This is a genomic window from Trichormus sp. NMC-1 (assembly GCF_001858025.1).
In the GTDB taxonomy this organism is placed as follows: domain Bacteria; phylum Cyanobacteriota; class Cyanobacteriia; order Cyanobacteriales; family Nostocaceae; genus Anabaena.
Window position 1 is genome coordinate 231753 of the sequence record NZ_LZQD01000002.1, and the last position, 14563, is coordinate 246315.

Annotated in this window: 10 protein-coding genes and 2 riboswitches; of the genes, 3 read left to right on the top strand and 7 right to left on the bottom strand. The window is 39.6% G+C overall.

Going from position 1 to position 14563, the window contains the following annotated elements:
- The first annotated feature begins 80 nt into the window (after positions 1-80).
- Complete coding sequence (locus A9Y75_RS07950) at positions 81-779, top strand: rhomboid family intramembrane serine protease (RefSeq protein ID WP_071189034.1); 699 nt, start codon at positions 81-83, stop codon at positions 777-779.
- Between the two features lie 163 nt (positions 780-942).
- Positions 943-2766, top strand: coding sequence for a hypothetical protein (locus tag A9Y75_RS30375; protein ID WP_343232380.1), 1824 nt, complete (start codon positions 943-945; stop codon positions 2764-2766).
- Positions 2767-2904: 138 nt separating this feature from the next.
- Here the strand turns inward: A9Y75_RS30375 and A9Y75_RS07965 are convergent, their stop codons facing one another.
- Positions 2905-5952: a hypothetical protein gene (locus A9Y75_RS07965; RefSeq protein ID WP_071189035.1), complete on the bottom strand. Its 3048-nt coding sequence runs from the start codon at positions 5950-5952 to the stop codon at positions 2905-2907.
- Between the two features lie 520 nt (positions 5953-6472).
- Between A9Y75_RS07965 and A9Y75_RS07970 the strand changes: the two genes are divergently transcribed.
- Entirely contained in the window at positions 6473-6676 is a 204-nt protein-coding gene (locus tag A9Y75_RS07970; RefSeq protein WP_071189036.1) for a chlorophyll a/b-binding protein, read from the top strand.
- 490 nt (positions 6677-7166) lie between these two features.
- Here A9Y75_RS07970 and A9Y75_RS07975 read toward each other — a convergent pair whose 3' ends face one another.
- The 6 genes from A9Y75_RS07975 to A9Y75_RS08000 all read right to left on the bottom strand — a co-directional run bounded on the left by A9Y75_RS07975 (position 7167) and on the right by A9Y75_RS08000 (position 14300).
- A complete protein-coding gene (locus A9Y75_RS07975; protein ID WP_071189037.1) occupies positions 7167-8504 on the bottom strand; it encodes an SLC13 family permease in 1338 nt (445 codons plus the stop codon).
- Between the two features lie 114 nt (positions 8505-8618).
- Positions 8619-9263 (bottom strand): universal stress protein, encoded by a 645-nt coding sequence (locus A9Y75_RS07980; RefSeq protein WP_071189038.1) that lies wholly within the window; start codon positions 9261-9263, stop codon positions 8619-8621.
- A 186-nt stretch (positions 9264-9449) separates the two neighbouring features.
- Positions 9450-9582, bottom strand: a riboswitch (cyclic di-AMP (ydaO/yuaA leader).
- A 17-nt stretch (positions 9583-9599) separates the two neighbouring features.
- Positions 9600-10436, bottom strand: a complete 837-nt coding sequence (locus tag A9Y75_RS07985; RefSeq protein ID WP_071189039.1) for a nitrate ABC transporter ATP-binding protein — start codon at positions 10434-10436, stop codon at positions 9600-9602.
- 212 nt (positions 10437-10648) lie between these two features.
- Positions 10649-12091, bottom strand: coding sequence for an ABC transporter substrate-binding protein (locus A9Y75_RS07990; protein WP_071189040.1), 1443 nt, complete (start codon positions 12089-12091; stop codon positions 10649-10651).
- Between the two features lie 278 nt (positions 12092-12369).
- Complete coding sequence (gene ntrB / locus A9Y75_RS07995; RefSeq protein WP_071189041.1) at positions 12370-13215, bottom strand: nitrate ABC transporter permease; 846 nt, start codon at positions 13213-13215, stop codon at positions 12370-12372.
- A gap of 98 nt (positions 13216-13313) precedes the next feature.
- Positions 13314-13525: riboswitch (cyclic di-AMP (ydaO/yuaA leader) on the bottom strand.
- A gap of 361 nt (positions 13526-13886) precedes the next feature.
- The gene (locus A9Y75_RS08000; protein WP_071189042.1) at positions 13887-14300 is read right to left on the bottom strand and encodes an NYN domain-containing protein; all 414 of its coding nucleotides are present in this window, start codon (positions 14298-14300) and stop codon (positions 13887-13889) included.
- Between the last annotated feature and the right edge of the window lie 263 nt (positions 14301-14563).

The following is a 14563-nucleotide window of genomic DNA, read 5'->3' on the forward strand; positions in this document are numbered from 1 at the left end:
CGGGGAAAATTAAGAATTCCCTGTTTACGAATTACGAATTACGTTAGCGAAGCTCCTCTGAAAGAGGCATTACGAATTATATGATTCCTATTAGTGATAACATTCATAGTTGGAAAAAGCCAATTATTACTTATTGGTTAATTGGTATTAATGTTGGTATATTTTTCTGGGAAATCCAAATAGATATAAACGGAGAATTAAGTTCTTTTGTGAATAGTTGGGGGATAATTCCATATCAAACTAATGCAGCGATAGCAAATGTAATTTTTAACAATTCAGCCGCTTGGATAGTTGTATTTTGGCGGTTAATTGCTCTACCTTTGTCGCTGTTTTTGCATAGCAGTTTTAGTCAAATACTCGGCAATCTAATTTTTTTATGGGTGTTTGGTAAGACTATAGAAAGAATTTTAGGACAACAAAGATATTTATTACTTTATATAGCCGCTGGTATTTTTACTGGAATAGTGCAAATTTTCATGGAACCAAAATTAAGTGTAGCAGTAATTGGAGCTAATGGTGCAATTGCATCTATTTTAGGAGCTTATGTTATGAAGTTTCCTCAAGCTAAAATAGATTCGATACTGCCTTTAATTATTGTATTCATCCCTGTTGAAATACCAGCTTTTTTCTATTTATTTTGGTGGTTTTTCCAGCAGCTATTTTATGGAATTGGGGGTTTAAATATTTCTGGTGGTGTAGCTAATCTTGGTTATTGGGGACAATTTGCAGGATTAGTAACGGGTGCAGCTTTCATGCGAATCGTGCAACGGCGTTGGTAAATGATTATATTGTATCAACAGCAGCTTAAAATAATAGAATATATCCCATTATCCGTAGGGGTGAAGCATTCGCACGAGAAAATATGGAACAAACAGATCACCTGTATTGGCGAATGCTTCACCCTTCCCCATAACCATGACGCTATGAAAAGGAATTTAATTTATGCCCTATAATCCCGACATTCACCACCGCCGTTCCATCCGATTAAAAGGATACGACTATACCCAAATGGGAGCATATTTTGTCACCATTTGCACCCATCAACGTAATTGTTTATTTGGTGAAATTGTAGATGGTGAGATGAAATTAAATACAAATGGTGAAATAGCAAGGGGTTCTTGGTTATCTATTCCTCGGCATTTTCAAAATGTAGAATTAGATGAATTTGTGATCATGCCCAATCATTTACATGGAATTATTATTATCGTTAAAAGTGAATTATTGGCAAAGCAAGATTTTTCACAATCGTTTTCTGAAGTGGAGGGCGAAGCATTGGCAAAGCAAGATTTTTCACAATCGTTTTCTGAAGTGGAGGGCGAAGCATTGGCAAAGCAAGATTTTTCACAATCGTTTTCTGAAGTGGAGGGCGAAGCATTGGCAAAGCAAGATTTTTCACAATCGTTTTCTGAAGTGGAGGGCGAAGCATTGGCAAAGCAAGATTTTTCACAATCGTTTTCTGAAGTGGAGGGCGAAGCATTGGCAAAGCAAGATTTTTCACAATCGTTTTCTGAAGTGGAGGGCGAAGCATTGGCAAAGCAAGATTTTTCACAATCGTTTTCTGAAGTGGAGGGCGAAGCATTGGCAAAGCAAGATTTTTCACAATCGTTTTCTGAAGTGGAGGGCGAAGCATTGGCAAAGCAAGATTTTTCACAATCGTTTTCTGAAGTGGAGGGCGAAGCATTGGCAAAGCAAGATTTTTCACAATCGTTTTCTGAAGTGGAGGGCGAAGCATTGGCAAAGCAAGATTTTTCACAATCGTTTTCTGAAGTGGAGGGCGAAGCATTGGCAAAGCAAGATTTTTCACAATCGTTTTCTGAAGTGGAGGGCGAAGCATTGGCAAAGCAAGATTTTTCACAATCGTTTTCTGAAGTGGAGGGCGAAGCATTGGCAAAGCAAGATTTTTCACAATCGTTTTCTGAAGTGGAGGGCGAAGCATTGGCAAAGCAAGATTTTTCACAATCGTTTTCTGAAGTGGAGGGCGAAGCATTGGCAAAGCAAGATTTTTCACAATCGTTTTCTGAAGTGGAGGGCGAAGCATTGGCAAAGCAAGATTTTTCACAATCGTTTTCTGAAGTGGAGGGCGAAGCATTGGCAAAGCAAGATTTTTCACAATCGTTTTCTGAAGTGGAGGGCGAAGCATTGGCAAAGCAAGATTTTTCACAATCGTTTTCTGAAGTGGAGGGCGAAGCATTGGCAAAGCAAGATTTTTCACAATCGTTTTCTGAAGTGGAGGGCGAAGCATTGGCAAAGCAAGATTTTTCACAATCGTTTTCTGAAGTGGAGGGCGAAGCATTGGCAAAGCAAGATTTTTCACAATCGTTTTCTGAAGTGGAGGGCGAAGCATTGGCAAAGCAAGATTTTTCACAATCGTTTTCTGAAGTGGAGGGCGAAGCATTGGCAAAGCAAGATTTTTCACAATCGTTTTCTGAAGTGGAGGGCGAAGCATTGGCAAAGCAAGATTTTCAACAAAAACAAAATTTATCGAGCCAATGCTTCGCCCCTACAGGTGAAAAAAATAAAATTAATGGTACGAAACCGCAATCTTTGGCGGCAATAATTCAAAATTATAAATCTGTTTCTACACGCCAAATTAATCGCATTAATAAGAATAAAGGAAATGTAATTTGGCAGCGTAATTATTATGAACATATTATCCGCAATGAGGAAGCATTAAATAATATTCGTCAGTACACCGTCAGTAATCCGATGAATTGGATAGATGACCAAGAAAATCCTACAAATATTAAGACAGTGCGATCGCATTAAACCGTAGGGGCGAAGCATTCACGCCAGAAAAATATGGAACAAATAGATAACCTCCATACACGAATGCTTCGCCCTGCGCCGGAAAAATATGGAACCAACCGATAACCTCTATCGGCGAATGCTTCACCCCTACTAAACCTAGACAAGCACTACAGCGATCGCACCTCCTAAAGCCGCAGCAATACCGGAAACAACTGCTGTTGTAAACAACCACCAAGCAGCATTGGCAGCAGCTTTGCGCGTTTCCTCGGCTTGGCGCTGGGCTTGGTGTTTCACCTGTTCTAGGCGGTGTTGGGCTTCGTGCTGTAGGCGTTCGGCTCGTTGCAATACATTATTCCGGGCGCGTTCAATTTGGTCAACAATCCGGTTGGCATCTTCTTCAGAAATATCTTCACGAGAACTCAAAAGGGCTACCAAGGTATCCCTGTTAAAAGATGACAGGCGATCGCGCAATGCATCAAATCCAGCTTGGGGATCATCAAACAATTGGCGGAGATCACGGGTAATGCCATCATAATTAAGTTCTGGGCGATCTAGAGAATTGAGATAATTACGAACAGTGGCAAAAACGCCCTCAATCACATCTTGAATCCGCCTTTGAATCCCCCGTACCTGTTCCACAAATTGGTCACGTACAAGGACGATATTATCGGCAATTCGGGCTGCATCTTCATCAGTTATGTCTTCCCGAATTTTCAACAAAGCGATAATGGTTTCTCTGTCGAAATGCGCCAAGCGATCGCTCAAACTTTCCATTCCCACTCGTGGATCATGCAACAATAATTGCAAATCCCGCTTGATCCCTTCCGGGTTCAATTCTTCCTTACCAGTCAGCCGTAAATACTCTTGCAGATAAGCTTGGAAATTTTGTACACTTTGCTGTGTCCGGGTTGCAAGACGACGCGGCGCACGGACAATGTTCCGAATGGATGTCTGCACACCATCAATAATTTGATTAACTTGTTCCTCACTCAAATCTTGACGTTGACTCAGCAACTTGACCAAAGTATCTCTGTCAATATGTGATAGGCGGCGACGAATTGCCACAGCACCCTGTTGAGGATTTTCAAACAATCTCGTCAAATCCCGCTGGATTCCTTCAGGATTCAATTCATCCTTACCAGTCTTTCGCAAGTAATCTGCAATCGTGGTAGTAACAGAATCATATTGTTCCTTGGCTTTGTCTGCCACCAGTTGCGGTGTATGGCGGATGCTATGCCATGATTCCTCAACCGCATTAAGAATGTGATTAACTTGTTCCTCACTCAAATCTTGACGTTGATTCAACAATTGCACCACAGTATCTCTGTCAAACCGAGACAAACGCCAGCGAATTGCCGCCAGTCCCGCTTGAGGGTCTTCTAAAAGTCTTTTTAAGTCAGCCCGGATAGCATCAGGATTTAATTGTTCCTTGCCTGTATTACGCAGATATGACTCGACATTTAGCCAAAGGGTTTCTGCTTGATGTTGTGCCTGTTGTGCCAGTCCTAAGGATTCTACCAAAGTGCGATCGCGCTGTATTTCCAATTCATCCAAAATCGGATCTAATTCCCGTTCTTGAATATCATTGCGTGCTAAGAGAATTTCCCCCATTTGTTCCCGTTCAACTTGTGCCAATCGCCGGGATAGAGTTTCATGATCTGCTTCTGAATCTGCCAAAAGCGGTTTAAAATCTCGCTCAATTCCTTCTGGTGTCAAATTTGCTTTCGGAGTCACCAACAGATAACTTTCAACTCGTCGTTGCAAATCTTGAACAATTTCTCTTTCTTCCTGGGCTGTTACTGTTACTAGCACGTTATCACGCACAGCCAGCAATTGGTCAGCAATGTGGCTAATTTGTGTTTGCGTCAACAGTCCCCGCTGTTGGAGAATATTCACAAAATCTTGGCGAGATATTTTCTCTAATTCCCTGCGGATTGTACCAGGGTCAGCAGCAGGATCATAAATCACATCCCGAAATTCTTGAGCAATTCTTTCCTGGCTTAGTTGCCAAGCATAGGTGTTAAGCAGGTAGTTTTCAATATCGGCGCGAATTGGGCTGTAAGGTTGTTCTGTAACTTGTTGTATGACTTTTTGTCTAGCATTACCAAAGGTACGCAAAATTTTCTCCACATCCAAATCAGATAAATCTGCCCGACCCAACACCACACCAGTCAGCGCTGAAAGTGTCTGTTGAATAAAACCAGGTTTTTCTTCTACCTCTTTGGTAGCGTGGGTTTCCGCAATTAGCTGCTCAAGTTTAGCATTGAGTTCATCTGTTTTAGTTTGTCCTGGGGGAAGTGATTTCAGATAATCCACCAACTCACCCACGCGGTCTGTGCTTGGTGCTTGTGTACTTACTACCTGTTGCCAAATTTTGTATAAAGCATCAGCAATGCGGTTAACTTCTTTTTTAGATAAATCGGTACGACTACTAACTAAATCGATAAAGCGCTGACGGTCAATATTGCGGAGATCTGGATTATTTGCGATCGCTTTAAATTGTGGTTCATTGAGTAACCTTTCAAATTCACCCCGAATCTTAGAGATATCGATTTCTGGGGGACGTAGCTTTTCTATGTAGTCTTCTATATTCTCATGAATATTTGCTGGAGTTATGGCACTGCCAAATTCTCGCCTGACAGCCGATGCAGCCGCTTCAGCCGTTGCTACCACTTGCTGATTCACAGCTTTAGCACCGAGTGCAGCCGTAGCTGTTCCCATAATTGCCTGAAAACCAGAAGTGGCTGTATTTACCACTGAACCAATCAAGGAACCCACCGTAGTAGTACTTACCCACACCAGTAATAAAAAGTATGACCCCCAAATAACCAATCCTAAAATTGCTCCTAAACTGGGATCTAAAATCAACAGACTCAATTTCACAGCCAAGAAACAAGCGATTAATAAGGCTAGTGTAACTGTGACTAATGTCCAAATCCCCACTCCCGTACCAATTTTGCGAATCGTGCCGCCGAAACTTTCAATTTCATCTGACTCCGATGAATGTCCCAAGTATGAAATACCAGCAGCAACTGAGAGATTTGTAAGAACTAATTGGAACGCAAAGGCGAGAATCACACCAGAAATTAAAGCCACAAAAAAGCGGGGACCGGAAGTGAGTACCGATGCTTGTGCTGGTGTGACGTTGGCGGGGTTTACAGGTATTTGTGCCATCCACCATAAATGTTTGTACAGTTCCAGCATGATTTGTATTTCCTGCCTCTAATTAAATTTGAGAAATTTGAGAAATTTGAGAAATTTGAGAAATTAAAGATTTCGTTAGTATTTTTGGCAATATCCAACTCCTCTAGCTTTCAGAATCCAGGAATGTAGTTGATCCCCACATCCATCTAAGGTGGGAAAATCCTATATAACGTTAGACAGAAGTTGCGGATTTTAGATTATTAATTTGTGTTAAAATTATCGCTTTTTTAATATAAGTTTTGCTATTTATTTAGTTATATATTTTGAGTTTTTGCGGAACATAAATCATAGCTTAATTAGCTGGATTTACACTTATTTATAATCAATGGTTTTGTCAACCTCTCAGGGTGGATTTGTCTGCATCAATACTTTTCTTATTATCTTCCACAAGTAGTGCCTCTAGTTTGTACCTCTAGGCATAAATAAATTTTGTGTACTAATGTTACCTTGAAGTTAAGCATTAAATTGTTGATGACAAAAAAGTCAAGACCTCAAACCCGCTTAATTTTGGAGGTAAAAAATGGAAACTCGCTCTTCTACTGATATACCAGCTGTTGCTAAAGCCTATAATGGCGTAGATCGTAATGCCTTTATCTTTGGCTGGAATCCCCAGGCCGAATTGTGGAATGGACGCTTGGCAATGATTGGATTTCTTGCCTATTTAGTGTGGGATTTATTCGGTTACAGTGTTCTCCGTGACGTGCTGCACATCATGAGATATTAGTTAAACTATAGGAATCCTAAATAATTTCTGAAAAATAAAATAGGACTCCTATAATTTAATAAGCTTGGTGTTATACCAATTCTCTATGAAGATGCGCCAAATTAGATAGGAAACGAACCGCGTTCGCGGTAGCTTCCCGTAGGGATAGGCGCGTTCGCGGTAGCGTTGCGTAGCAAAGAAAGAAATAAAAGATCAAAAAATTTGGCGCAGGCTCACAAAGAAATGGTATTAGCACCAACAACCTTAAACAGCGTAGGTTGAGTTAAGCAAAGCGAAACCCAACCTACAATTCTCTTTAACTGAATCCTATTTTCCTATAATTATCATTTAAACAATCCCTTTTTTATATTCTTGATTTAAAAGGGGTTTTTTATATAGCGTTTCCTAATCATATGAGGTAGATCATAGTCCCCTCCTCGCAAGCGGGGAGGGGGTTGGGGGTGGGGTTCTTTTATCTCACTCAACCGAGAATCGATATAATTTGCACAACTTAAAGTAAAAAACGCACCAACACATACAAAGCCGAAGTCACAAGTTGCAGCAACATTACAGGAATACCGTAATGTAAAAAAGTCTTAAAGGAAATCCTTCTTCCATGCTGTTCAGAAATCCCCGCAGCAACAATATTAGAAGATGCACCTACTAGAGTTCCATTACCTCCCAATGTTGCACCAAACATCATCGCGTAAAACAGTGGTAAAACTTCCGGGGGGAACTGTCCTTGATAGTCTGAAGCTAAAACTTCTGCTGGTGCTAATCCTACATTGACAATATATTGTTTAAGTAAGGGAACCATCGCCACAACTAAAGGAATATTAGGAATAACGCTAGATAATATCCCCACCAAGAATAACAATACTAGGGAACCTAGGAGAATATTTTTCCCCAAAATCGTTCCTAAAATACCTGATAAACCTTGAATTACACCTGTTTTATCCAGTCCCCCAATTAGCACAAAGGTACTCATAAAAAATATTAAGGTACTCCAATCTACATCCCGCAATATGTTGTTGACAGTATCAATGCGGCTGTGATGAGATAATAATAAAGCTAAGGCAGCACCTAACAAAGCTACAGCAGCAGGTGAAATAGGTATTGGTAAGGATTCACCAATTACAAAAAATATCAATACAAAACCTACAATCAATCCACCCACCATTAAAACTCGTGGATGATTGATTTGTGGATGTGGTAGTTCTGCTAAATCATCTAGTCTTGTATTCCAAATTTTTCTAAATAAAAATGGTAATGCAACAATCACAGAGACAACAGCAAGTACACCTCCTAAACTCAAGTTCCATATATAATCTAGAAAGCTAATATTTACAGCATCACCAACAATAAAAGTGGCAGGATCTCCAACTAAGGTTAACAACCCAGCACTATTAGCAACAAATACCATTAAAATTAATAAAGGCACAAAATTGACTCCTATTTCTTGTGCCATTGGTGGAATTAAAGGCGCTAACAACATCACTGTAGTGGCATTAGGTAAAACTGCACAAATTGGTGTTACTAATGCCACTATACCTAATAATAATTTCTTGCCACTACCTTGAGCAAGAATGACTATTTGTGTAGCTATATAACTGAAAATATTAGTCGGTTCAAATGCTCTTACTAATACCATCACACCAAAAAATAAACCCAATGTTCCATGACTTTTGCCAATGTAACCAACAGCTTCTGGTAAAGTCATGATATTAGCAAAAACTAGTAACAATGCTCCCAATAAAGCCGCAATTGTCAGATGTACCCATTCCGTCATGATTAAAAAAATGACGGAAATAAATATGATTACACTAAAGACAGCTTGCCAGTTTTCCACACTCTAAACCTCAAAATATTACTGCTTGAATAGTAGCGAAAAAGCCACCTATACTTGAGGTGACTTTTCCATAATTTTAATTTAATTTCCCATCACTGTAATTGAAAACAGCAATTATTCATCAATACAACTGGGAATACCCAAGACAGCGCAGGGAAAATTATTACCAAGCGTCTTAATCATTGGATGATTGATGGATTTGCACCCTAAAAACAGAATATCAGCGGCTTCTGATTCAACAAATTTTTTAAGTTCTGCACCAATACTACCAAACCGCAGATGTGATTTAAATGATCCCTGCCATTCTTCAGCTAGAGTTTTTGCTTGCGAGAGAATTGTGTCTGCTTCTTGCAGAAAAGTTCTTGATTCTCTTTGTAGCTGTGGTAAACTTGCTGTTATTTTTGGTTGAGTTAATACCAACGTAACTGATTTTGATATATTGCTCACTGGACATTCTAATTGAGGCTGATTGTAAGCAACTTTGAAAATATCAAAATACTGATTTTTCAACCTTTCTTCTAATACATACACAGCGTGAACTGTAACTAGTGTGTTAGTAGCTAACCTCGTTTGGTGAGCAATCCAACAGGCAATATCTAGGGCTGTGTGACTCTGAGGGGAAGCATCATAGCCAACAATTAAATTAATGGAGTTGGCTATTTGATGTTGTTGAGAAACGAGTTTTTCAGGTTCTGGTAGCAATACCATTTGTTCGATTAGGTCATCACGACCCATAGCACTTTCTAAACGTGCTAACATTGGCTTAATTTTCACAGTTTTAACTTCTCTCCCATGAAATGAGTGACGAATGAGAAGCAGGGTAAACAATGTTAGATTTTGGATTTTGGATTTTGGATTTTGGATTACCTATGAATCTAAAATCTCGAATCTAACATTGATTCCGGAAACCCCAATCATAACTGGTATTACAGCCAAGGTTTTGGGGGTTCCTTCCATTGCCGACGGAGTTAGCTGACGGGCTAAGACTGGAAGGTGTCTCTCGTTAGATTAGCCCCAATTTTTGGTTCCTCCGCTTCAAATCCAGCTTTCATGAATTTGAATTAGGCTACCCACTAAAAACATAATAATACTATTTTATTCTTCTGAAGTAAAGTGGTGATCTAGAAAATTTAGAGCGTGGTTGCGGAGTTCAAAATATTCTTGAGAATTTCGGATCACACTTCGATCACGTGGACGCTGAAACGGAACTTTGAGAATTTCTCCGATTGTAGCAGATGGGCCATTGGTCATTAAGACAATCCGATCCGACATATAAATTGCTTCGTCTACGTCATGAGTAATCATCATTACCGCTTGACGATGATTTTCCCAGATATCTAATACCTGACGCTGCAATTTACCACGAGTTAAAGCATCTAGTGCGCCAAAAGGTTCATCCATTAATAACATTTTCGGACGAATTGCCAAAGCTCTAGCAATACCTACTCTTTGTTTCATACCTCCAGAAATTTCATCGGGATATTTATCGGCAGCCGATGTTAAGTTTACCATTGCCAAGTGTTCATTAACAATGCTAATTCTTTCGGCACGATTAGCATTTTTTAGCACTTCATCAACAGCTAAACGGATATTTTCGCGCACCGTTAACCAAGGTAACAAGGAATAATTTTGAAATACCATCATTCTATCTGCACCTGGCTTGCGGATTTCTTTACCATCTAAACGTACTGAGCCAGATGTGGCTTTTTGAAACCCACCAATAATCTTCAGTAATGTTGATTTACCACAACCTGAATGACCAATTACAGAAATATACTCATCTTCACCAATCGTCAGATTAACACCATCTAAAACAACAGCATCTTCTTTGTCTGGTTTCGGGTAAGACTTCACCAAATTTTCAATTTCCAGAAATCCATGCTGGGGCTTAACTTCTTGATAAGACTCGTTTGAAAAAGAGGTATATTGCATGATTAAATATTCCTGAATTAGTTAAATTTTTTGTACCTAAAAATCCCGGTAAGGGCGTATTGCAATACGCCCCTACATTTTCTCGTTCCCATACAGAGTATGGGAATGAATTCTAGAAGGCTCTGCCTCTAAAGTCCCTAAAGGCGGAGCCTTTGTGATTGCATTCCCAGTCAGAGACTGGGAACGAGATAACGAGATAATATGCCCCTACATTAGGACATAAAAATGCGAGTGTGAGCGTTAGCCCTGATGGCAAAACTATTGAGATAACCTACAGGATCACTAGGATCAAAACCTTTTTTATCTATGAATACTTCAGGCGATTCAACCTTATAATCATCCTTGGGGCATTGAATTCCCATTTCCTCAGCTATATCTCGATATAAATCTGTTCGCCACCCTCTTTCGGCTATTTGATTGGCATTTTTGGGAATTTCTTTGATTTGTCCCCAACGGGCGGCTTGAGTCATGAACCAAATACTTCGAGAACGCCATAAAAATGTCGAATGTTCTCCTGTTTCTTGGGGAATATTCTCAGGAATATCGTAGAAAATTGTGGTATCAGCAGCTTTAATAGTGCGGTCTTTACCGTCAAACCCACCATAGTTGTAATTGCCAATAATTCCCGGAGAAGTCAACTTAGTTATGGGCGCATCTTTTTGTTTGGGTTTTGCGCCAGTAAAGGATTTTTCTGTCATTAATTGTGCTACTTCTGGCCGATTTTCGGGTTTGCTGCAATACTGACAGGCTTCAATCATTGCTTTTACCAAAGAACGGTAAGTTTTGGGATAGTTAATGATGAAAGATTCCATTACTCCTAACAATCTGTCTGGGTGTCCTTGCCAAACTTCTTTACCTTGTGCAAATGTAAAACCGATACCTTCGTTACCTGTAATTGCTCTGCTGTTCCAAGGTTCGGCTACCATGTAAGCTTGCATTGCGCCAATTCTCATGTTTGTCACCATTTGCGGTGGGGAAACGATGATGACCCGAAATTCCTTAAAGGGGTCTATACCAGCAGCAGCGGATAAATAGCGGACAAAGTATTCATAAATAGCAGAACTCAAAACTACCGCCCAAATTTTCTTTTCTGGGGGTTGTTGGTTGAAATAGCCGCGAAAATCTTTGCCAAAGGCTTCTAAAGCACCATCACCATATTTCTGCTGATATTCATACCAAGGACGGATGCCAAAGTCCCACATCTCTTTGTTCATGGTCATGGCGTTACCGTGACGGTGTATGGTCATAGCTGCACATAGGGGAGCATGACGCGCACCTTCAGCGCCAATTCTGGCGTTGGTAACAGCACCGGAGACGACTGGTGCAGCATCAAGACGACCAAAAATTAAGCCGTCGCGGGAGTTTCCCCAACTAGCTTCGCGGTTGAGTTTGACATTTAAGCCATATTTGCGGAAGAAACCTTTTTTCCATGCGATCGCAAATGGCGCACAATCATTAACAGGAACATAACCAACAGTAATATCGGGTTTCTCTAAATTTTGGGGTCTGACTAACGGTTCCACAGCAAAAGCTTCTTCTGTTAATCCTTTAACAGACTTATCTCCAGAAATAGCACAAGATGACAACGTTAAACCCGCAGTCGTTGCACCTATTCCCTTAATAAAATCTCTGCGAGTCCAATGATTTTCACTCATAATCGTATCCAATTTTGGATTTTAGATTTTTCGCATTGCTGATTAATGGGATGATTTTTTCTCACGCAAAGACGCAAAAAGAAAAAGTTTTCCAAGTGAAATTTAATGATTTCATCCTGTAATTATGCAACGCCAAACTCTTACAGCGGTTTCCGCTCTTATGAGGTACATCTTAGCCCCCTCATCGCTTGCGGGGAGGGGGTTGGGGGTGGGGTGCTTGTACCTCTTGACGCTGATTTCTCTCTGTGTCTCTGCGTCTGGAGCGTGAAATAAAATCATCAACTTCCCGGACGATGAGTAACTAATTCTTGAATTTTGCCCACAGCGTAATCTAAAACTAAGCCAGTTAATCCAATTACAAACACAGCCAGAAATACGGAACTAAGATTTAAACGACTCCATTCATCCCAGACAAAAAAGCCGATTCCTACACCACCTGTGAGCATTTCTACGGCAACAATTACCAGCCAAGCAATGCCTAAACTAATTCGCAAACCTGTGAAAATATAAGGCAAACTGGCAGGCCAAATAATTTTGATAATCTGTCGCCACCGGGGCATTTCTAACACCCGCGCTACATCTAAATAATCTTTGGAAACGCTAGAAACTCCCAAGGCTGTATTAATAATAGTTGGCCAAAGGGAGGTAATGAAAATGACAAAAATAGCAGAAGGATCTGCTAAATTGAAAATAGCTAAAGAGATGGGTAACCAAGCTAAGGGTGAAACAGGTTTAAATATCTGAATAATGGGATTAAAAGCCAGCATTGCCGGTCTAGACATCCCAATCAAAAAGCCCAAGGGAATAGCGACTAACGCACCTAATCCAAAACCCAATAATACCCGGCGTAAACTCGCTAATAATAACCAACCTATTCCTAAGTTACCAGGACCTCTTTCATAGAAAGGATTTAAGATGTAGTCCAAATTTGCCATTAAAGCTTCTGGTGGTGTAGGCATCAATTCACGATTAGTAAGTGCTACCACCCACCAAAGTAAAATTATTCCCAAAAAACCCACAGCAGGCAATAAGAATTCATCACGAAAAATGACAGGCTTTGCTTTTTTCCAAGCAAATTGTCCAGCAACGGCAATCGTTGCAGCTAAATTCAGTTGCAAAATCATATTCTAACCTCAACAGAGTTCAGCACACATACACTGAAACTGAGCAGTACCAGCCTTGGACACTGATGAGATCAAAACATTATCAAAATGCTGTCTCTTCAGTCTCCTCTCAATGCCTACGAAGTTAGCTGACGGGCTAGGGCTGAGAGATGCCCCTCTTTCAGAATTAATGAGTTTTGAGTGCCGAATTAAATATTGACTAATTCTTCACTTTTGACTCTTAACTGGTTACTTTCTGAGAGATACGCCCCACAATTTGGTTCCTCCGCTCCAGCGTTAAGCTAGTTGCTGGATTAGGCTGACTTACTCTAAATATATAATCACTGCCACACAATAACATTAATGTACAGTAAAAGCATCTGTATTCATGATCAATATTATTGATTTAACCACTTATTTTTCTTAAGTATCCTAGTTTTCAGTAATAATTCCCATCTATAAAATTGTCTTGTGAGTCAATCTCTACCTAGAGACATATATACAAGAGTAACTATCAACAATTATGGATTTTATTTGGGTATGTTTGCTAATTTATTATCTTTATGGTGTAAAGTTTACTTTAAAGGCTGTAGATTGCAGGTTGGTTGCTATCTAACAACTGTGATATAGGACTCCTATTTGAATTTTGAACAGAACTCCGTATACCTTGATTCCTTCTTCTCTGTTCCCTGTTAAGAGTTCCTTTGAGCTAAGACAATTACTTTTTTACCTATAGCTTTGAGAATGGCAATTAATCCAACAAAATCCCTGTCTCCTGATATTAGGATAATTATTTTTAGAAAAGGATTAAAAGCAACTGTATTGAGACAGTCCTCTCTAAGTCGTTTATCTGCGCTATTCTTAGAAGAATCAGGAACATCCACACATTTAAAACCAATCACTTCTAATTTATTTTTGATAGAAATCTGGTTAGGATACTGTGAATTATAGTAACCATTTTTGCAAAAAACAGTTCCTTTAGATTCTGCAAATTCTAGTAATAAATGAGAGAATTTTGTGATTGATAGAACGTTCTGAATATCGCAAAAAATTGCAACAGAGTCTTGTTTTTGAACTGTTTGTGTGTTCAAAGGTAGATGAGACATATAACAAATCCAGTTTTGCTAAGTAAACTGGACAGCTTCAAAAAATCACATATCTATTAGCAGTAAAACTAAGTGAAAGAAAAATTAAAACATTAGTTCTTCCCCATTAAGGTTCTTTATGCTAACCAATTTCAGTGTTAACTCAGTTTCAGTCTCAGTAACAGGATTCCTTTTAGAAACCAAACCGGATTCCTATATGTGAGTTATATCAATAATTGTGAGGACAAACCCCTAGAATCGCTAAACTAATTGCATATACAATT

What these genes read in the sequence shown, in the direction of transcription:
- A9Y75_RS30375 (WP_343232380.1), top strand. Translation starts at nt 943, where the DNA reads ATGCCCTATAATCCCGACATTCACCACCGCCGTTCCATCCGATTAAAA.
- A9Y75_RS07990 (WP_071189040.1), bottom strand. Translation starts at nt 12,091, where the DNA reads ATGAGTGAAAATCATTGGACTCGCAGAGATTTTATTAAGGGAATAGGT.
- A9Y75_RS07980 (WP_071189038.1), bottom strand. Translation starts at nt 9,263, where the DNA reads ATGTTAGCACGTTTAGAAAGTGCTATGGGTCGTGATGACCTAATCGAA.
- ntrB (WP_071189041.1), bottom strand. Translation starts at nt 13,215, where the DNA reads ATGATTTTGCAACTGAATTTAGCTGCAACGATTGCCGTTGCTGGACAA.
- A9Y75_RS07970 (WP_071189036.1), top strand. Translation starts at nt 6,473, where the DNA reads ATGGAAACTCGCTCTTCTACTGATATACCAGCTGTTGCTAAAGCCTAT.
- A9Y75_RS08000 (WP_071189042.1), bottom strand. Translation starts at nt 14,300, where the DNA reads ATGTCTCATCTACCTTTGAACACACAAACAGTTCAAAAACAAGACTCT.
- A9Y75_RS07965 (WP_071189035.1), bottom strand. Translation starts at nt 5,952, where the DNA reads ATGCTGGAACTGTACAAACATTTATGGTGGATGGCACAAATACCTGTA.
- A9Y75_RS07950 (WP_071189034.1), top strand. Translation starts at nt 81, where the DNA reads ATGATTCCTATTAGTGATAACATTCATAGTTGGAAAAAGCCAATTATT.
- A9Y75_RS07985 (WP_071189039.1), bottom strand. Translation starts at nt 10,436, where the DNA reads ATGCAATATACCTCTTTTTCAAACGAGTCTTATCAAGAAGTTAAGCCC.